Below are 18,016 nucleotides of genomic sequence, written 5' to 3' on the forward strand. Positions count from 1 at the left end.
TGAATGCAGGCGCATCGGTTAGGGCCGCCGAAAAATGGCTCGCGAGTAGCCGAATTCAAATCAGTGTAGGTGGTGCCGGCCGGTACGCAATGTCAGTACGTGCCGACCCTTAATGAAAATGCGTCATGCGCATTAATATTGAATTAGGTTATGCAATATAAGTATTTTACATGCGGCCATTAGCACCTCATGGTTGCTGTCCCTACGAACACTGCCGAGACCGCACGCGCGGATCGACTTGAAATGCCTGAGAGGGCATCTGGAGCGAACGTGCGTTATCTGACAAAACTGGCGGCCGGGTTGGCCGCTACCTTGCTGTGCCTGACCGCGAACGCGCAAACGCTGGTGGTCGGAGACCAAAGCTACAACGCCCAGGCCGTGATGGAAGCGGCGGGGGTGCTGGACGACCTGCCCTATACCCTTGAATGGAAGCAATTCACCGCCGGCTCACCGGTCGCCGAAGCGCTCAACACCAACAGCCTGGACCTCGGCTTGCTCGGTGATGCGCCCGTGCTGTTCCTCGGTGCACTGGGCGCGCCGATCAAGGTGATTGCCATCAGCCGGCAAAATCTCGAAGGCGTGGCCATCCTGGTGAAAAAGGACTCATCGATCCACAGCCTTGCAGACCTCAAAGGCAAGCGCGCGGCCATCTGGAAAGGCTCCTGGAGCCAGCAATTGTTGCTGACCGCACTGGACAAAGCCGGCGTGCCAAAAGACTCATTGGAACTGCGTTATCTCAGCGCGCTGGACGCTTCCCACGCGCTGGAAGGCGGCTCCGTTGACGTCATCGCCACCTGGGAACCCTACGTCACCCAACAGGAACGCCAGGGTGCGCGGGTGCTGGCGACCGCCGACGGGTTGATCCCGGCCCAGAGCTTCGTGGCCGCCAGCACCAAGGCCGTCGACACCAAGCGTGCGCAAATCAGCGATTTTCTCCAACGCCTGAAAAAAGCCCGTGACTGGACGCGCCAAAGCCCGGCCAACGCTGACGCGTATGCAGACGCCTGGGCCAAACGCACCCGCGCCGACGCCGACATTGCCCGCGCCTGGTTCGCCCGTGCGCGTACCACGGTCGAACCTGTGACAGCCCAATCGCCGCTAGAAGCGCAAAAGACCGTGGACTTTTTCGCCAGCCAGGGCCTGGTCAAGTCCTACCCGGCCGCCACGTTGTTCGATGACTCCTTCGCCGCGTCGCTGCAGCCTGCCGTCGCCAAACCCCAGCCCTGAACGCTTCAAGGAATACCTTAGCCATGACCAAACGACAGCTCAAACTAGGCGCCTTGACCATGGGCTGCGGCGGGCCTGGCCGCCACAATCTATGGCTCGACCCTCAACTGCCGGCCGATGCCAGCGTCAACGTCGACTGGTACATCGACATTGCGCGCCAGGCCGAAGCGGCGTTGTTCGACCTGATGTTCATTGTCGACAGCCAGTTCATCACCCCGGGCTCGCCTTCCCACTACCTGAATCGCCTGGAGCCGCTGACGTTGTTGTCGGCGCTTGCCGTGAGCACCCGGCATTTGGGCCTGGTCGGTACGCTGACGACCTCCTACAACTCGCCGTATAACGTCGCGCGACGCCTGGCCTCACTCGACCTGATCAGCAAAGGCCGCGCCGGCTGGAACGTGGTCACCAGCGGAGACGCCGGCACCGCCGGCAACTACAGCCGCGACGAACATTACGATTACGACACCCGCTACGGCCGGGCAGCCGAGCACGTCCAGGTGGTGCAGGGCCTGTGGAACTCCTACGAGGACGATGCATTCGTGCGCGACCGGGCCACGGGCCAGTTCCTCGACCCGAACAAACTGCACAGCCTGAATCACAAGGGCGAGCATTTCTCCGTGGTCGGCCCGCTGAATATCCAGCGCTCCCCCCAAGGCCAACCGGTGATCTTCCAGGCCGGTGATTCGGAACAAGGCCGCGACCTGGGGGCCGCCACCGCCGATGTCATCTTCACCCATGCCGCGAGCATCGAGCAGGGCCAGGCGTTTTACCGGGATATCAAGGGCAGGGCGGAGCGACATGGCCGTGATCCCGGGCAACTACTGGTGATGCCCGGCGCCGAGATTTATGTAGGCGATACCGACGAACAGGCCCGTGAAATCGAACAGCACTATCACCAGGCCGACCACAGTTTCGAGCTGGCGTTGAAGGAGTTCGGGCGCAATTTCGGCTGGCATGATTTCACCCAGTACGACCTTGACGCGCCGTTTCCGCAGGAGAGTCTGGAGGCGGCACGCAGCAGTTTTTTTACGAATGCCAAACGCATTGCTGATCAGGCACGGGAGAAAGGGTTTACGTTGCGCCAGGCGGTGGAGTTTGGTCGGCAGCTGCGCCCGGGTGCCTTTGTCGGGTCGGCGCTGACGGTGGCGAGCAAAATGGCGGACTGGTTTGAAGCACGGGCGGTGGATGGGTTCAATATCTACATCGGGCATCCGGAGCAGTTCAAGCGGTTTACGCAGGAGGTCATCCCGTTGTTGCAGGCCCGTGGCGTGTACCGCACGGCGTATGAGGGGACGACGTTGCGGGAGAGTCTGGGGTTGGCGATTCCGCGGTTTGGTTCAACACCCGGCGCCGCGGTGACCACCGATGTCAGCCAGCAACATCACCCCGAAACTCCGCTGAATCCGGTTTAAACATCGGAAGGCGCTCGCGCATCCAGCGCAGCAGTTCCTGCGCCGGCGCGGCCAGCGGGCGCCCCGATTTCACCAGCAGTTTTGCCTCCACCCCAAGCATCAAGGGATGGTCGATCATGATCGCTGCGAGGTGGCCTTGTTCGATCTCCCGGTAGGCCGCGAACTCCCCGACCAATGACGCAAACTCGCCGCTGGCGACCAATCGTTTGAGTGCAGCCAGCGAGTTGCTGACCACTGTCGGGCGGATTTCGATCTTCTCGGCATATTCGAGCATCTGGATCGCGTGCCCTATCCCGAATGTCGTCGGCGTCAGCACCCATTGGCAGCCAAGAATCTCCTCGACCCTCACGGTGGTGCCGCGCGTTGCCAAAGGGTGATCCGGGCGAACCAGCAACATCACCGGCTGTGACGAGGTGGCGCAATAGTCGATCTGCGGATGGGGAGGGGGTTGTAGGCCAATCCGATATGCGCACGGTTTTCGGCGACCTCATTGAGCACATCCACGACCGGCAGGATGTCCAGTCGCACATCCAGCCTGGGGTACTGCTTGCAAAACGGCGCCAGCACATGGTCGACCAGTGCGTCGACGTAACCCTCGCTGATCACCACCCGCACCTGGCCCTGCTGCAGGCCCTTGATCGCTTGCAACTGGTCTTCGAGTTTCTCCTGGTGTGAGCGGTAGCCGCGCCAGAACTCCAGCAAATGCGCCGCCGCCTCGGTGGGCTGCACCCCTCGGGCCTGACGCTCGAACAGCTTGGCACCCAGCTCCTCTTCCAGCAGCTTGATCTGGCGGGTAATCACCGAAGGCGAGGTGTTGATGCTATCGGCTGCGCCGCGAATCGAGCCGTGCACCAGCACCTCGTGAAAGTAGCGAAGGCGTTGTTGATTGATTTCACGCATGCCGATCGACCTCCGTTGGATAGTGTTGCTCACAGAGCAACACAGGATGAACTTAGTTGCTCTTGCTGGTAATGATGAGCCGGCGCACCCTTTGCTGGCAATCACGTAAGCCAACAAAAATAACGGGAGACTCCTATGCCAACCTCAAGGGTGCCGGCAGGAAAAGAGGCGATCGCTGCCCTATACCACACACTTAACTGGCGGCTGCTGCCGTTGTTGTTCATCGGCTACGTCTTTGCGTACCTGGACCGGATCAACGTCGGTTTTGCCAAGCTGCAGATGCAAAGTGACCTGGGGTTGTCCGACGCCGCCTATGGCGCAGGCGCAGGCATTTTCTTTATCGGCTATGTGCTTTTCGAGCTGCCCAGCACCCTGATGCTGCCGCGCATCGGTGCACGCAAGACCTTCAGCCGCATCCTGGTGCTGTGGGGAATCACCTCAGCCTGCATGTTGTTTGTGCGTGACGTTCCGACGTTTTACGCCATGCGTTTTCTACTGGGCGTGTTCGAAGCCGGGTTCGCGCCGGGGTTGATCTATTACCTGTCCCGCTGGTACGGCCCCAACCGCATGGCCCGGGCCATTGCCATCGTGTTTATCGCAGGCCCGGTCGGCGGGATCCTCGGCGGCCCGTTGTCTGCCTGGCTGATCACCACGCTCTCAGGCGTCGGCGGCATGGCGGGGTGGCAGTGGATGTTTTTGATTGAAGGGCTGCCCTGTGTATTCCTGGGCGGGCTTATGTATTTCATGCTTGCGGACCGGCCGGGCGATGCAACCTGGCTGAGTGCGGCAGACAAAGCATTGCTGGAAGCGGAACTGGGAACGGCGTCCACCCGCAGTCATTCGTTCAGGGCGGTGTTGCGCGATCCGAAGGTGTATGTGCTGGCGGCGGCGTATTTCTGCATCATTTTTTCGATCTATGCCATGAGCTTCTGGCTGCCAGCGATCATCCGGTCGCTGGGCATCAACGATACCCGGCAACTGGGCTGGTACGCGGCCATTCCTTATATAGGGGCGGCGCTGGGCATGTACTGGATCGGGCGCCGCTCCGACCGGCTCGGCGAGCGGCGTTATCACTGCGCGGTGCCGGCATCCGTCGGCGCCGTTGTATTGATGGTGTATCCGTTGGCAGGCGGCAACCTGATGCTGTCACTGGCGCTGCTGACCCTGTCCATCAGCATGATGTTCATGGCGTACACCGTGTTGTGGGCCATGCCGTCAGAGCACATCAAAGGCGACGCTGCCGCAGGCGGTATTGCCTTGATCAACACCATCGGGCTGTCCGGTGGTTTCTGGGGGCCCGCCATGATCGGCTGGGCAAAAACCGCAACCGGCAGTTTGAACACGGGCGTCGTTGCCGTGGGCTGCGTATTCCTGTGCGCGGCCTTCGTGATCCTGTCAACGAAGCCCCGATCCCGTCATAGCTCGGCTGCCGAATACAGCGCGAGCTGATCACCCCCTGTACGTCACATCAACGAGGAACCCACCATGCTTTTATACCTATCGACCTGGGCCGAGATCGGCAAATTTCTCGAACGCAGCCGCACCATCGTGATTCCCATCGGCTCCAACGAGCAGCACGGCCCCACCGGGTTGTTGGGCACCGATTGGATGTGCCCGGAAATCATCGCCAACCAGGCACAACAAACCGCTGACATCCTGATCGCACCGACCTTCAACATCGGCATGGCACAGCACCACATCGGCTTTCCCGGCACGATTTCGTTGCGCCCATCCACGTTCATTGCGGCGATTGGCGACTGGGTGCATTCCCTGGCAGCCCACGGTTTTGAAAAAATCCTGTTTCTCAACGGTCACGGCGGCAACGTGGCCTCGATTGAAGCGGCCTTTTCCGAGCTGTACGCCGAAGCCAGCTTTGCCCGGCGCCCGGCAGGGTTTGCGCTGAAACTCTGCAACTGGTGGGACCTTGAGGGCGTCGGTGATCTGGCCAGGGAACAGTTCCCGACCGGGCATGGCATTCATGCCACGCCGTCCGAAATCGCCGTCACCCAATGGGCCTACCCGGACTCGATCAAAACCGCCGCGTACTCACCACAAATCGCGCCGTGGGGGCCGATCCGCGAAGCGTTCGACTTCCGTGCACGCCACCTCGACGGCCGCATGGGGTCAGACCCGGCGCAGGCCACACCGGACAAAGGCCGTGACCTGGTGATGATGGCTGCCAAGGGGCTGATACAGGAAGTCGAGGCATTCAGCCGCGAGCCGATCCCTGGCTCGGCGCCGTTCAGCCCTGAGTTTTGAGAACCCTTGGCCAGCAATTCAGATAGAGTCCCTCCATGCCTATATCAATCGTTAATTGAAGAGTGAATCGTCCGCTGTTTATTTCTCTGGATGGGCCCAAGGGAACCGGCAAAACCACGTTGTTGGAAGCCGTGACGAAAGTCCTGAGGGCAGACAACAAAACAGTGATCCGGCTGTGCGAGAAAAAAGTGATCCCCATCGGGCTGAAACAATGGCCCTGGTTAACCAACTCGTCAGAAACCCCAGCCGGGCGTTGGAGTGGGAGGTGTGTGAGCGATTGGCCGATAGCCGTGCCTGGATTTCCCGGCACGTGCTCCCTAAACAGCCACCCGGCAGCATCGTCTTGATTGATCGCTGGTACCCGTCTGATGCGGCGTTTCGCCGGACGGTCCCGTTTGCCGAAATCCTGCAGTTGAATATTGATCGAAACGTGCAAGTGCCAGACCTGCATGTCGGGGTTGTGACCACGCCTGACGTTTCATGGGCGAGGGCGGCGGCACGCCGGCGTGGGCTGGGCAGTACGGTAATCCATCAGTTGGCAGAACAGGTCGCGTGTACCCAGGCGTTCGAGCAAGCGATTGCCGATAACGGTTGGGTGTTATGCCGTAATGAAGGAACGATCGAAGACGCAACGATGCAGGTGGTGGCTGCGATACGTCACCTCGAATAACGCTGCTCTAGCAACGTGCAAGCGGTATTCAGGGGAGGGCAGACGTTGTCATTCTCGACAGTCACCCCTGTTTGGTCCGTTCAACTAAACTGGCGAGCAACACACTTCGTGCCAGCGCTCGGTGAGACGCCATGATCGCTCATACCCCCACACTTTTCGCCTGTGTTGCCCTGGTGGCGACGATAATGGCGTTTTGTTTGATTCTGGTCGGCCAGTTCAATCAGCGTGATGGGTTGCTCACCATTGGCTGTGGCCTGTTGGCGCATGCCCTTGCCTATGTGGGCTACACCTTTTATGGCCATGCTCCGTTGTGGTTTACCTATGGCGCCGCCAACACACTGCTAGCGGTGGCGCTGGCCTTTTATGGGGCCAGTGTATTCAGGATTGTTGAGTTGCCGGTCTCCTGGTGGCGGGTATTCGCGCCCGCGGCGTTGATGCTGCTGTTGATGGTCGGCCTGATCGACACCCTGGAACCGCGAATGCTCGCGGCCACACTGGTCTTGATGGTGCAGTGCGCATTGATCATCTACTGGACCCGCCGCTATGTCCCCGCCCTGGGGCGGGCACGGATGCTGTTGATCATCGGGTCGAGCATCAGCCTGATTGGCTTGGGCATGCGGGTGGTGGCCGTGCTGGGCGGAGGGGCTGCCGAGATGCGTTACGACGTCAGCAACCTCAAGCAAACCATCTCGGTCAGTATCGGCACCTTCACCGCAATGATGATCTCCCTCGGCTTGGTGTTGTTGTCCAAAGAGCGCAGTGAATCCTTGCTTCGGCACATGGCATTGCGTGATGTGCTGACGGGCATCCTTAACCGTCGGGCGATCCTTGATCAGTTCTCCACAGAGTTGGAACGCGCGCGCCGCGACGGTTCCTGCCTGGCAGTGGCGATGGTCGACATCGATCACTTCAAACAGATCAATGACCGGTATGGCCACCTGGCGGGGGACGAAGTGATTTGTCACTGCGTTAACCACCTCACCCGGCGCCTTCGTCAATCCGACAGCATTGGCCGTTATGGTGGCGAGGAGTTTCTGTTATTGCTGCCTGGCACTGACTCAGAAGGCGCCATTGCCGCACTGGATACACTGCGCGCCTCGTTGGCCGAGTCGCCGGCTTACTACGGTGATTCAACCATCTCACTGCGCATCAGCATCGGTGTTTGCTGCGGGGTGCCTGATGAAGGCGACACCACAGCGAGCCTGCTTGCCAGGGCGGACGCGGCGCTTTATGAAGCCAAGGGCTTGGGGCGCAATACCTTGCGGTTGGCGCCGCCGTATTTCCAGCCGAGTGAAGCGCCGCTCAGTTCTGCATGAATGCCCAGAACGCCTGGCGTATCCGCGAGCCCTTCACGCTGCCGCCGCCTGGAGCTTTCCCGTGGTGGCGGGCTTGAGAATCGGCGTTAAGCAGAACATCAGGATGGTGACACCAAAAAGGGTCGCGTAGGACAAGGTATAGCTACCTGAGTGGTCGCGCAAAGCGCCGAAACAGAGCGGCCCAAGTGCCGCGATCAGATAGCCAATGAACAGCATGAAGACCGTCCAGGCACCTGCTTGCTCGGGTGACTCAACGTTATCCAGCGCCAGCGTCATTGCGACCGTGAAGCCCATCCCGAGACCGACTGCTGCCAGAACTACATACGCGCCCGGGGCCAGCGTCGGCGCAAGCCACATACCCGCCATGCCAAGGCCTGCGACCAAAGAAGAGAAGCCCAGCAGTGGACGACGATCGTGTGCTTTACCTGGGAGCATCCCGGCACCGACGCTTGCCAATGCAAAAACGGCGGTGAACAAGCCAAGCAGCACGCCCGGGGGCAGGTGCGTTACCGCCGTTTCAGACGATGCAGGAGCAAGCCACGCGAACAGCGCATAAACAACGAACTGGCCTGCCCCGAAGTTCAGAGCCACCAACCACGCTTGTGGTTTTGTCCACGGCAAACGCACACGTGGTTTATTGGTCGTTTGACGTGCCGGGCCTTTGGATACGAAATGCGTACTCATCCAGACCCAGCTGATCACTGCGGTGACGCACAGGATGCTCCAAACGCCTGCACTGACTCTCCAACTCTGAGTGAGCTCGGCGATGGGGGCGGTGAAGACAGCGCCAAGAGTGGCACCCAGACTTAACCCAGCCGCATAAATGCCCATAAAAAACGCCGCCCGGTGAGGGAAGTGCGATTTGATCCAGACGCCGATCAACGCACCCGCAACGGCGATGCCTGCACCTATCAGAAATGTGCTTCCCAAAAGCAATAGTGAGCTGGGTGAGAGTGCGCGTAATACTGTGGCAACGCCGAGCAGGACTAAGGCCGCCACCACGCACCGATCGGTACCAAAGCGTTGTATCAGTTTGGGTCCTGACAGAGCGAAGATGCTCATGCACACATCCGGGATTGAAGTCAGCAAGGCTGCTTGGGTGTAGCTCAACTGAAAATACTGCTGGATCAGAAGCAGAATCGGCCCGATGGATACGATCGCCGGTCGCAACGCGATGGAGAGAATCAGCAGGCCAATGACTGCGGCAAGGGTATGTTTGGCGCTTGTGGAATGGACGTAGGCTGTCATGACAAGCCCTCAGTAAGTGGTTTGGATTGAGGGCTATGGTAAAAATGAATAGAAAGTGACGAATGCCAGATTTGATCGCTAAAGTGACAAATTTCGGCATGTGTATGAGCTGACCGAAGTGATCCATGGAGGAGGGTGGTGTGACGCGAGAAATTCGTACAGTGGCTGTTTGTGAGGCGAGTCCTGAACGCAGCGAAGATTACCTGGACTACCGTGATGTTCCCCGGCAAATGACGGTCCTGGTTCGAAATCAACACACCGGCGAATACAATGAGCCTCACACGCACAAGCACGGGCAGGTGCTCTATGCGTCCAGTGGCGTCATGCGTGTTGCCGCGCAAAATGGACTGTGGTTCCTGCCGCCGAAAAGAGCACTGTGGATCCCTGCGGGCGTTGTGCATGACCAACTGATGCTCAGTCCGGTCAAGCTCCGTTCGATTTATATCGATCCAGAGGCATCACAGGCATTCGGCGCCGAGTGCAAGGTGCTTGAAGTCTCAGTGATGTTGCGTGAGCTGATTCTGGCCTTGGCAGACCAGCCGGTCGAATATCCTCAGAACGTTCGCAATGCCCACATTGTGGGGTTGATCCTCAGCGAGCTTGAATTGTCGCGCAGCTTGCCTTTGCAAATTCCCTGGCCTGCTGATCGAAGGTTGGCCAGTGTCTGCGACGCCATTCTCGCGCACCCGGAAAACGCACAATCCATCGACTATTGGGCAGATAAAGTAGGTGCTAGCTCACGAACGTTGATCCGGTTGTTTCTGAAAGAGACCGGACTGACATTTCGTCACTGGGTGCAGCAGGTACGCCTCGCTACGGCGCTGGATCGCTTGGAGCAAGGTCAAGCGATCGGAGTGATTGCCAGAGATCTGGGTTACGCAAGCCCCAGTGCTTTCAGTGCCATGTTCCGACGGATAATGGGCGAGTCGCCTAGAGAATTCTTGATCAGGGGATAGCGGCTGTGATCCGGTGAGCCAATCGCTTATTTACGAGAACGTCCGCAAGCCAAGCCACGTGCGAGCTTTCCAGATGTACTGCGAATTAATGAGAATAAATTCGGGAATCTCTCATAATTAGCCATTTTCTCTCTGGGTTTTCTCGAGTTTTAGCAATAATCGACAACTTAACACGTCGTCCGCAAGCTGTGGTTGTCCATACGCCCAACCCCTTACGGCAAAGATCTAGGCTATGAGGCCGGAATGCCTGTATTACTGGAGTAGCTCCTAACTAGATCGCCACGCTCCGATAGGAGGCCGAGGCTCTCAGTGAGGCTGAAAAATGTTTACGGTGCCGGGCGATTCTGCTGAGGAGTTGATTATCGCGGGTCAATCCTTTCCGGTCTGCTATGGGGCTCTGCGGATTTGCCCCGGCATCGCAGTCGGCGCATTTCATGTTCTATATGCTCGCGACGTTTATCGTGGCGGGCGGGCGCTTCATATTACAAACGCCACCACGCTGTACGCGGCGATCGTGGCCAATGAGAAATAATGGGGGGAATTGTTTTAAGCTTCAGCCACAGATTCTGGTGCGACGATCTCTACTTTTATTTTGTCTGGGTCTTCGCAGTAAAGGGCGTAGTGAGGGGCTCCACCGGCGTACGGATGGACGTCTTCATAGAGCACACGAAAACCTTGAGTTCGGACCCATTTTGTAATCATGTCCACCTGTTCGTGCGAACCCGCATGGAACGCGAGGTGGTTCAAACCTACACCTCTGCGGTTAAAATCGCTCTCCAGGTCGTTTGCCTGAACAAAAACAAGATACGTACCGTTTAGGATATAGCTTCGGCCGGCATGCCAATTTTGATGCTCTGTATAGCCAAGCATCGAGAGTAATGGCTCCCAGAACCGAAGCGATTCTTGTAATGACGAAACGTTGATCTCAACGTGATGAAGCGTTCCCGCGGTTGACATGCTGGTAGCCCCTTTCAAAAGGCAGTCAAATTATCATGTATACGATTAAGGCCTTGCAAAAATCCTGGAAATCCAAGGGGAGGGCAGCTTTAGGAGGAACAGAATAGCCATACTTTTCAAGCGATTGCCGGTGAGTTTCAAAGGTGATGGTCTGTTGCTTTAAGCGCTGCGGCAGCCAATGCTCGACCGACCACAGCGTTGACTCCCACGGAGTCGTAATCGGTAATGACTGAAAAATCGCTTGCTCCCGGTTAATGAAACCTTCGAGGCTCTCCCGTGCCCTAGACAGTGTCATCTGCGGCATCCTCCGTGTGCTGCCGGCAGCGTTCGATCGTAGCGCTTACTGCCAGGATGGTTGTCTGATGCTGGGCGAGGGGCCGGTTGTGAATGAGGTCTCCGGCTTGTTCTGCCATGTCAATGAACCGTTGGGCTTCTCGTTGCAGCGCCTCTTTCACCTGCTCATGGCGGCCGTCAGCAAACGGATGAAACTTCTTGCAGGTGTAGCAGGCATACACGGGATTGTAGGGGCAGTGGGTATGAACCGGGAGGGCGCAGGCACCAATGTCCCCGATGTACTGCGTATCGATGACGCCGCGGATGGCTCTTTCCGGCACCGTATCGCGGCGTTGGACGATTTCCCCAGTTAATAAGCTGCGCATGATGCGTTGATAGGCCGGGCTCTTACCCAGTGCTTTCTCTTTGATCCGAGCAATGTTTGGGGTTGCCGTTACATAAGCACGCGCCGCAACTGTGCTGTTGTGGCCCAGCAGTTCGGCAATCATGTCTGCTGGAGTTCCTTGGTCCGCCAAACCTTGCCCGAGGTGATGACGCAGTAACATGGTTACCTGGTTCGGTTTGTCTATCCCGGCTTCACGCAGCTCGTGTTTGAGGCCTACACCGATTTCGGTTACCGAGAGGCGCCTTCCTTTGGGATTTACAAATAATGGTTCACAGTTGCTGCCAAAGCGGCGTTGAATTTCCGAAACATGCTGTGAGATTTTTTCACCCAGCCGGGTGGTTATTTTGCGGGGTCGGCGTTCAGGTCGGCGTTGACCAACCTTTTTGGCCATGGGGAGCCACAATGTGTAGTACTTCTCATGATTAGTGCTTTCAAAGAATTCAAAATCCGCAATGTCAAGCGAGTGGAACTGAATCGCGCGCGGTCCGAGCTCAAAACCCAAGAGAAGCATCAAATTTAACTGGGCTTCCTCCCAAGGATCTGTTGGAAGTACTCGCTCAATACGCTTGAGCAACCGAACCTCCTCATCAAGGTCAAAACCAGACTGCGAAAGAAAAATTCGTGCATACGGATCCACCCGGGCTGACTTTGTATCTTTGATTGTTAGGTAAGTATTTAGATCAAAACCTTTGATGCCTCTATCAACCGCCCAACGATAAAACCTACGAAATCCTACAAGATCGTGTCTTGATTTTTTCAAGTTCTCAAGAACGGTAATTAGAAGGGTCTTATCCCAAGGAAGGCCATTTGCTAGCTTAGTCCTAGATAAAACCTGAAGGGAATTTGCAAACATTTGCGCAGTTCTTGGTGCATATTTTTCAAGCGCATATGCCATAAAGCTTTTGCTAATTGCCATGAGCTCAGAGCTAAATCGAAGAGCAGTCCAATCAATTTTCATTGCAAGACCGCCGTCGTACCACGTCCAGACGCTCAATCGGGTATCGACGTACCTTGGCTGGTCATTAGTACGAGTTCGAATAGCAACCTGAGCCGGCCCCTCGAACACATAGGCTGGCGCAGGGGAGGCGGGTAACGCGTGTTCTTGGTCAGATGACTTGGCCACACCTAATCTCCCTACGTGTCGAGCCGCTCCCAAGCCGCCGAAGCCCGCTGGGCGTTGTGGAGGTTGGCCGACTCGGCTAGATAACGACTTGCATAACGACGTGGCATCGTCGAAGTATCAGACCAGCCACAGACTCGCCGGAGTTCGTCTGTAGCTCGCTCTAGGTCATACCCCCGCGTCTCGACCAGGTATGCCAAGAAGTGGTCAGCAAAGGTGTGACGAAAGTCATGAGCGGATAGTGTAGGCAAAAGTCCCGGATGAGCCAGCTCAATGGTCAGAAACAGCCGATCAAGCACGCTAGATAGGGCGCGAATCGACAGTGGGCGGGCTTGGTCGGAGATGAACAAATAGCGGTAAGGCAGTTTCATCGGTTTACCGTTGCGCACGGGGCGTCGGTTGCCTTCGATATAACGTTCATAGACCTCATACAACTGCGCCGAGATGCCGACCGTACGACCACGTGTTTTCAGTGCAGGCTCTTCAGCGCGCGGGTCGCCTGGGTCATGTTCGCGATCATTGATGCTGACATAGGCATGCTGAGAACCCTGATTGATATCCGTGGTGTAGAGCTTCAGAAGCTCACCGCGACGGATCCCAGTCTCCAGCAGCAATTCAATCATTAGCCAATTGCGCAACTGCAATCGTTCCGGAAACGGATTCTCCGCGGCGCCCGGGCGAATCAGTGTGCGAATGATCTGGAGTTGCGTAGCTGTCAGGCTGCGGTAACGAGTGTGGTCGGGACGAACATTGATGATATGGCTCTCAAAGCGCCGCTCTATGACGTCGGCGACATCTGCAAATACCACCTCGATGTTAACCAGGGTGGTTGAGTTTTGACGGGCGCGGGGGATGTAACGGGTGATACACCAGGACAGGTATTGCTTCAGCAATCGCAGGTACTGGTCACGGGTACGCGGATCGATCTGCGGAAAAGGTGCCGTTGCAGCGGTGCCGATTCGGGCGACCAGATTATCGGCTTGACGGCCGCTTTGGAGCCAGATGGCGTAACCATCCAGCAAAGCCAGAATCGCCTCAAAGTGGCAGGCCAAGATGGCCTCATCGATATCCAGATCTCGGGTTTTGGCATAGGTGTAGAAAGCCTGGATCGCGCGCAGATGCGCCGCAGCAGTATTGTAAGCGCGGTGCCTGAGTTTGAGTTGGACGTAGATGAACGGAACGAGTATGGGCAACGGCGCTGCATTACCAGCTTGCAAGAGCAGCGGTACACGCTGACCTGAAGAGAAATGGCACTGAATCAGCTTCATCGGCAGCCACCTCATTCAATGACTTGCCATGAACACGAAGTACATGGCCCGTTGAGAGAGTGGACGCCAGAAGCGGGTTTGTCGAATCAGTGGCTTGGGCAGCTCATGAACATCTATGACATGACCTGTCGTTTAACATAATATACATTATGCGTAATCGTATGATTCGTTATCAGGGGCAGTGCCAGTCAGATTTCAACGGGCACCGCCCCTCAAAACGCTGCGTCTCAGACTTGTGCAAACCCACCGTCCACAAACATTTCACTGCCGGTCATGAAGCTGCTTTCATCCGACGCCAGGAACAACGCCGCCGCCGCAACTTCTTCCGGCTGACCGATGCGTCCCAGCGGCAACTGTTCAACCATGCTGTCAACGATCGCATCCTTTTGACCGGTACCTGAAAGCGCCAGGTCCAGGCCTGGTGTCGCGATCGGTCCGGGCGAAAGTACGTTGACACGAATGCCCGTGCCTTTCAGGTCAAGCGCCCAGCTCCTTGCGAAGTTACGCAGTGCCGCTTTTGTGGCGCTGTAGACGCTGAAAGCCGGTGTTCCCATGGTTCCTGTGGTCGAACCGGTCAGGATGACTGAGCTGCCAGCACTCATCAGTGGCAAGGCTTTTTGCACGGTGAACAGTGTGCCTTTGACGTTGATGCCGAAGGTACGGTCAAACGATTCCTCGGTGATCGACCCGATCGGCTGGAAATCCCCCAGGCCAGCATTGGCAAACAGCACGTCAACCCGACCTTTGGTGGCTTTCACTTGAGCGAAGATTCGCTCCAGATCCTCCAGATTTGAAATGTCACCTCGGATAGCGACAGCATCAGGTCCGATCAGCTGCAGCGCTTTATCCAGTTCTTCCTGCCGCCGTCCGACGATCACCACCTGCGCGCCCTCAGCCGCAAAGCGAATGGCCGTTGCCAAGCCGATGCCGCTGTTGCCGCCGGTCACCACCGCAATTTTCCCGTTGAGCCTGCTCATGATTAACTCCAAAGAATAACGTTGAGGCCCAACTGTAGAACTGCGCTATTCTTTTGAATAGTATGCACCTTTTAGTAAGTACCCTCCGGAGCCTGCACAACCATGGCCAACAACTCTTTCAACTGTGGTCTCGAAGCCGCTCTGGCGGTGATTGGTGGCAAATGGAAGCCGCTCGTTCTATTCAACCTGGCGCAGAATGTTCACCGATATGGCGAATTAAGGCGCGCAGTTGGCGGTGTCACCGATAAGGTGCTGATCCAGCAACTCAAGGAACTGGAGCGTGACGAGATCATTGAACGCGTTGATTTCCACGAAATACCGCCCAAAGTCGAGTATTCCCTGACGCCCTTCGGGCAATCCCTGGCCACAGCGCTGGGTGCGCTGTGCCAGTGGGGCACGGAACATATGCAAACGGTGGAACGCATTGCTGAACGACGCACGTCTGCCCTCGCCCAACCCTGACCCCCTGCCCCTGATACCCAACTCAACTAAATGGATATTTAGTTGAGTTATCACCCTTCGAGCGGCCTTACAGCCCTCCACTGACCACCAGTACATCGCCGGTAACCCAGCCCGACTCTTCCGATGCCAGGAACAACGCCGCTTTCGCAAGATCCTCGGGCAACCCCATCCGGCCCAATGGCGTCTGGTCGATCAGTACCTGGCTCATCTCGCTTTCCATCATGCTCCGCGTGCCATCGGTACGTGTCGGGCCGGGGTTGAGCGTGTTAACCCGTATTCCTTGCCCACCCAACTCCTTGGCCAGTACGCCGCTGATGCCCTCCACTGCGCTTTTGCTCGCGGTGTACACCGCAGACGTGGGGGGTTTCATGTGAGTGACATTGGAACCGATGTTAATCACGCTGCTGCCCTCCCCCAGATACTTCGCGGCAGCTTGCGTCATCAGCAGCGGGCCCAGCACGTTGATGTTGAACACCTTATGAAAGTGCCCTTCGGTGATCCCGGCCAGTGGCGCGAACTCATAAACGCCGGCGTTGTTGACGAGGATATCCAGCCGCCCAAAGCTTGAAATGGCCGCCTCGACGATCCCGACGGCCTGGGCACCAACGGACACGTCGCCCTTGACCGCAATCGCCTTGCCACCCGACGCATGGATCTGCGCGACCACGGCCTGCGCACCGCTCTGGCTGCTGGAATAATTGACGACAACCGAGGCTCCTTCAGCGGCGAACAAGACGGCGATCGCCGCGCCGATGCCCTTGGATGCACCCGTTACAATGGCTACTCTATTGACCAAACGGCCCATGACGAATCCTCTGAATGTCACTCGAATGCGTTCACAGTAAGTCGCCCGAAAAATCATTGTAAGTAGGCACTTTCAAGTAACCGGGTGCCCTGGAGTCATGCCGATGTCATCGATCCAAATCGAAAAAACACCCTGCGAAACGGGCGAATCCGAGGCCCAACGGTGTGCAATGAGGGTGCTGCTGGAGCTGATTACCGCGCCGTGGACTTTGCATATCCTGCTGGTACTGACGGCTGACGGCCCTATCCGGTTTGGCGCTTTGCGGCGCCGGGTAGAAGGCATCTCTGCGCGGGTGTTGACTGTGCGTTTGCGCTCACTCGAAGAGCGCGGGCTGTTGGTGCGCAGGGCCACATCGGGCAAATCCCCCGAAGTCACGTATTACCCCACGGCGCGCCTGCACGACATGCGCGAGTTCATGCAGCAAATGCGCGATTTGTCGCTTAAGTGGCAGGACGAGGACCTGCGCAACACCTAGCCGGTTACTCTGCCGTACCTGCTTGTATACCCGGGCCGCGCTACTTAAGCTTGCCGCTCTTTTGATGCCGCCCGGAACCCCCATGCCTAGAAGTATCGCCCACCTCGCCCTGTTGCTGGGGTTGATCACCGCCGTCGGCCCCTTTGCCATCGACAGCTACCTGCCGGCCTTGCCGACGCTGGGCGCCAGCCTGCACGCCTCGCCTGCTGCCGTGCAGATGAGCCTCACGGTGTTCTTCATGATCATCGGGGTGTGCCAGTTGTTTTACGGGCCGATCAGCGACGTGTTCGGGCGCAAGCCGCCGATCTATGCCGGCCTGGTGATTTTCATCGTGGGCAGTATAGGCTGCGCCCTGGCGCCAAACATCGAGGTGCTGATTGGCTTCCGGGCCTTGCAGGCCTTTGGCGCCTGCGCCGGGATGGTGATTCCCCGGGCGGTTGTCCGCGACCTGTACACCGGCCATGAAGCCGCCCGGTTGATGGCGTTGCTGATGCTGGTGGTGAGTATTTCACCGATCCTCGCACCGCTGGCCGGCAGCCTGGTGATCGCAGTGTGGAGCTGGCGTGAAGTGTTTTGGGCGCTGGCCGTGGCCGCGGTGCTGTGCCTGATCATGACCGCCGTGCAACTGCCGGAAACCCATCCCGCCGAACGGCGCCTGGGCAAGACCCTGGGCAATGCGTTCGGCAGCTACGGCGCGCTGCTGCGTGACCCGGTGTTTACCGGGTTGTCGGTGGTGGGCGGTTTTGGCCTGGCGACCTTCTTCGTGTTCATCGGCAGCGCGCCGTTCGTTTACATCGAGTACTACGGGCTTACGCCGACCCAGTTCAGCCTGTGCTTCGCCCTCAACGCCGCGTCGTTTTTTGCCCTCAGCCAACTCACGGCGCGCTTGAGCGCACGCTTTGGCCTGGCACCGCTGATTCGCTGGTCGGTGACGGGCGTGGCAATGGTCATGACCGTGCTGGCGCTCACCACCCTGTGGGCCAACAGCCTGCCGTTGATGATGACGCTGCTGTTTATTGGCTTTGGTTTTCTCGGCCTGCTGCTGCCGGCGGCCGGGGTGTTGTCCCTGGAAGACCACGGCGCCGTGGCCGGTTCTGCATCAGCACTGCTGGGCGCGATCCAGATGATCACCGCCGCCGTGTGCATGGCGGTGGTGGGTGTGTTTGCCGACCATACGCCGGCGCCGATGTTGATCGGCATCGCTCTGAGCGCGGTGGCGGCACTCTTCACCACGCTATGGACGCTCCGCCGTTTGCCACCGCACCTGGCCGGGACCTCTTCATAG

General features: G+C 57.9%; 16 protein-coding genes and 2 pseudogenes. 11 read left to right on the top strand and 7 right to left on the bottom strand.

Going from position 1 to position 18,016, the window contains the following annotated elements; all coding sequences use genetic code 11:
• The first annotated feature begins 270 nt into the window (after nucleotides 1-270).
• Both JFV30_RS12795 and JFV30_RS12800 read left to right on the top strand, forming a co-directional pair.
• Nucleotides 271-1,227 carry an aliphatic sulfonate ABC transporter substrate-binding protein gene (locus JFV30_RS12795; RefSeq protein WP_201124109.1) on the top strand — a complete coding sequence of 319 codons (957 nt, stop codon included), beginning with the start codon at nucleotides 271-273 and terminating at the stop codon, nucleotides 1,225-1,227.
• Between the two features lie 23 nt (nucleotides 1,228-1,250).
• Entirely contained in the window at nucleotides 1,251-2,639 is a 1,389-nt protein-coding gene (locus JFV30_RS12800; protein ID WP_242487071.1) for an LLM class flavin-dependent oxidoreductase, read from the top strand.
• Here JFV30_RS12800 and JFV30_RS33510 read toward each other — a convergent pair.
• Nucleotides 2,596-3,539 (bottom strand): annotated as a pseudogene (locus JFV30_RS33510) (LysR family transcriptional regulator). The gene JFV30_RS12800 and the pseudogene JFV30_RS33510 overlap by 44 nt on opposite strands.
• A gap of 135 nt (nucleotides 3,540-3,674) precedes the next feature.
• Here JFV30_RS33510 and JFV30_RS12810 point away from each other — a divergent pair.
• From JFV30_RS12810 to JFV30_RS12825, 4 genes and pseudogenes are all read left to right on the top strand, one after another.
• On the top strand, nucleotides 3,675-4,988 hold the full coding sequence (locus JFV30_RS12810) for an MFS transporter (RefSeq protein WP_201124111.1): 1,314 nt from the start codon (nucleotides 3,675-3,677) through the stop codon (nucleotides 4,986-4,988).
• 36 nt (nucleotides 4,989-5,024) lie between these two features.
• On the top strand, nucleotides 5,025-5,798 hold the full coding sequence (locus tag JFV30_RS12815; protein ID WP_201124113.1) for a creatininase family protein: 774 nt from the start codon (nucleotides 5,025-5,027) through the stop codon (nucleotides 5,796-5,798).
• A gap of 62 nt (nucleotides 5,799-5,860) precedes the next feature.
• A pseudogene (locus tag JFV30_RS12820) lies at nucleotides 5,861-6,468 on the top strand (dTMP kinase).
• A gap of 131 nt (nucleotides 6,469-6,599) precedes the next feature.
• Nucleotides 6,600-7,784 carry a GGDEF domain-containing protein gene (locus tag JFV30_RS12825; protein ID WP_201124115.1) on the top strand — a complete coding sequence of 395 codons (1,185 nt, stop codon included), beginning with the start codon at nucleotides 6,600-6,602 and terminating at the stop codon, nucleotides 7,782-7,784.
• Nucleotides 7,785-7,817: 33 nt separating this feature from the next.
• Here the strand turns inward: JFV30_RS12825 and JFV30_RS12830 are convergent, their stop codons facing one another.
• The gene (locus JFV30_RS12830) at nucleotides 7,818-9,032 is read right to left on the bottom strand and encodes an MFS transporter (protein ID WP_201124117.1); all 1,215 of its coding nucleotides are present in this window, start codon (nucleotides 9,030-9,032) and stop codon (nucleotides 7,818-7,820) included.
• Nucleotides 9,033-9,172: 140 nt separating this feature from the next.
• Between JFV30_RS12830 and JFV30_RS12835 the strand changes: the two genes are divergently transcribed.
• Nucleotides 9,173-9,988: an AraC family transcriptional regulator gene (locus JFV30_RS12835; protein ID WP_342215103.1), complete on the top strand. Its 816-nt coding sequence runs from the start codon at nucleotides 9,173-9,175 to the stop codon at nucleotides 9,986-9,988.
• Nucleotides 9,989-10,310: 322 nt separating this feature from the next.
• A complete protein-coding gene (locus JFV30_RS12840; protein ID WP_201124121.1) occupies nucleotides 10,311-10,520 on the top strand; it encodes a hypothetical protein in 210 nt (69 codons plus the stop codon).
• Nucleotides 10,521-10,534: 14 nt separating this feature from the next.
• Here the strand turns inward: JFV30_RS12840 and JFV30_RS12845 are convergent, their stop codons facing one another.
• The 4 genes from JFV30_RS12845 to JFV30_RS12860 form a co-directional block, all read right to left on the bottom strand.
• Nucleotides 10,535-10,945, bottom strand: coding sequence for a VOC family protein (locus JFV30_RS12845; RefSeq protein WP_201124123.1), 411 nt, complete (start codon nucleotides 10,943-10,945; stop codon nucleotides 10,535-10,537).
• A 281-nt stretch (nucleotides 10,946-11,226) separates the two neighbouring features.
• Nucleotides 11,227-12,747 carry a tyrosine-type recombinase/integrase gene (locus JFV30_RS12850; RefSeq protein ID WP_201124125.1) on the bottom strand — a complete coding sequence of 507 codons (1,521 nt, stop codon included), beginning with the start codon at nucleotides 12,745-12,747 and terminating at the stop codon, nucleotides 11,227-11,229.
• 11 nt (nucleotides 12,748-12,758) lie between these two features.
• Nucleotides 12,759-14,012 (bottom strand): tyrosine-type recombinase/integrase, encoded by a 1,254-nt coding sequence (locus JFV30_RS12855; RefSeq protein WP_201124127.1) that lies wholly within the window; start codon nucleotides 14,010-14,012, stop codon nucleotides 12,759-12,761.
• A gap of 227 nt (nucleotides 14,013-14,239) precedes the next feature.
• Nucleotides 14,240-14,989, bottom strand: coding sequence for an SDR family NAD(P)-dependent oxidoreductase (locus JFV30_RS12860; RefSeq protein ID WP_010171031.1), 750 nt, complete (start codon nucleotides 14,987-14,989; stop codon nucleotides 14,240-14,242).
• A 102-nt stretch (nucleotides 14,990-15,091) separates the two neighbouring features.
• Between JFV30_RS12860 and JFV30_RS12865 the strand changes: the two genes are divergently transcribed.
• Complete coding sequence (locus JFV30_RS12865) at nucleotides 15,092-15,451, top strand: winged helix-turn-helix transcriptional regulator (RefSeq protein ID WP_169388501.1); 360 nt, start codon at nucleotides 15,092-15,094, stop codon at nucleotides 15,449-15,451.
• A 67-nt stretch (nucleotides 15,452-15,518) separates the two neighbouring features.
• On the opposite strand, the gene JFV30_RS12870 is transcribed toward JFV30_RS12865, so the two are convergent.
• Entirely contained in the window at nucleotides 15,519-16,256 is a 738-nt protein-coding gene (locus JFV30_RS12870) for an SDR family NAD(P)-dependent oxidoreductase (RefSeq protein WP_201124130.1), read from the bottom strand.
• Between the two features lie 103 nt (nucleotides 16,257-16,359).
• On the opposite strand from JFV30_RS12870, the gene JFV30_RS12875 reads away from it, so the two are divergent.
• Nucleotides 16,360-16,731, top strand: a complete 372-nt coding sequence (locus tag JFV30_RS12875; RefSeq protein WP_242487073.1) for a winged helix-turn-helix transcriptional regulator — start codon at nucleotides 16,360-16,362, stop codon at nucleotides 16,729-16,731.
• Between the two features lie 82 nt (nucleotides 16,732-16,813).
• Nucleotides 16,814-18,016, top strand: a complete 1,203-nt coding sequence (locus JFV30_RS12880) for a multidrug effflux MFS transporter (RefSeq protein WP_201124132.1) — start codon at nucleotides 16,814-16,816, stop codon at nucleotides 18,014-18,016.

Origin of the sequence: Pseudomonas sp. TH32 (assembly GCF_016650855.1) — a bacterium.
Lineage (GTDB): Bacteria > Pseudomonadota > Gammaproteobacteria > Pseudomonadales > Pseudomonadaceae > Aquipseudomonas.

Coding starts and splice junctions, on each gene's coding strand:
- JFV30_RS12825 (WP_201124115.1), top strand. CDS start 6,600: ATGATCGCTCATACCCCCACACTTTTCGCCTGTGTTGCCCTGGTGGCG.
- JFV30_RS12860 (WP_010171031.1), bottom strand. CDS start 14,989: ATGAGCAGGCTCAACGGGAAAATTGCGGTGGTGACCGGCGGCAACAGC.
- JFV30_RS12880 (WP_201124132.1), top strand. CDS start 16,814: ATGCCTAGAAGTATCGCCCACCTCGCCCTGTTGCTGGGGTTGATCACC.
- JFV30_RS12810 (WP_201124111.1), top strand. CDS start 3,675: ATGCCAACCTCAAGGGTGCCGGCAGGAAAAGAGGCGATCGCTGCCCTA.
- JFV30_RS12800 (WP_242487071.1), top strand. CDS start 1,251: ATGACCAAACGACAGCTCAAACTAGGCGCCTTGACCATGGGCTGCGGC.
- JFV30_RS12845 (WP_201124123.1), bottom strand. CDS start 10,945: ATGTCAACCGCGGGAACGCTTCATCACGTTGAGATCAACGTTTCGTCA.
- JFV30_RS12840 (WP_201124121.1), top strand. CDS start 10,311: ATGTTTACGGTGCCGGGCGATTCTGCTGAGGAGTTGATTATCGCGGGT.
- JFV30_RS12875 (WP_242487073.1), top strand. CDS start 16,360: ATGTCATCGATCCAAATCGAAAAAACACCCTGCGAAACGGGCGAATCC.
- JFV30_RS12830 (WP_201124117.1), bottom strand. CDS start 9,032: ATGACAGCCTACGTCCATTCCACAAGCGCCAAACATACCCTTGCCGCA.
- JFV30_RS12865 (WP_169388501.1), top strand. CDS start 15,092: ATGGCCAACAACTCTTTCAACTGTGGTCTCGAAGCCGCTCTGGCGGTG.
- JFV30_RS12870 (WP_201124130.1), bottom strand. CDS start 16,256: ATGGGCCGTTTGGTCAATAGAGTAGCCATTGTAACGGGTGCATCCAAG.
- JFV30_RS12815 (WP_201124113.1), top strand. CDS start 5,025: ATGCTTTTATACCTATCGACCTGGGCCGAGATCGGCAAATTTCTCGAA.
- JFV30_RS12855 (WP_201124127.1), bottom strand. CDS start 14,012: ATGAAGCTGATTCAGTGCCATTTCTCTTCAGGTCAGCGTGTACCGCTG.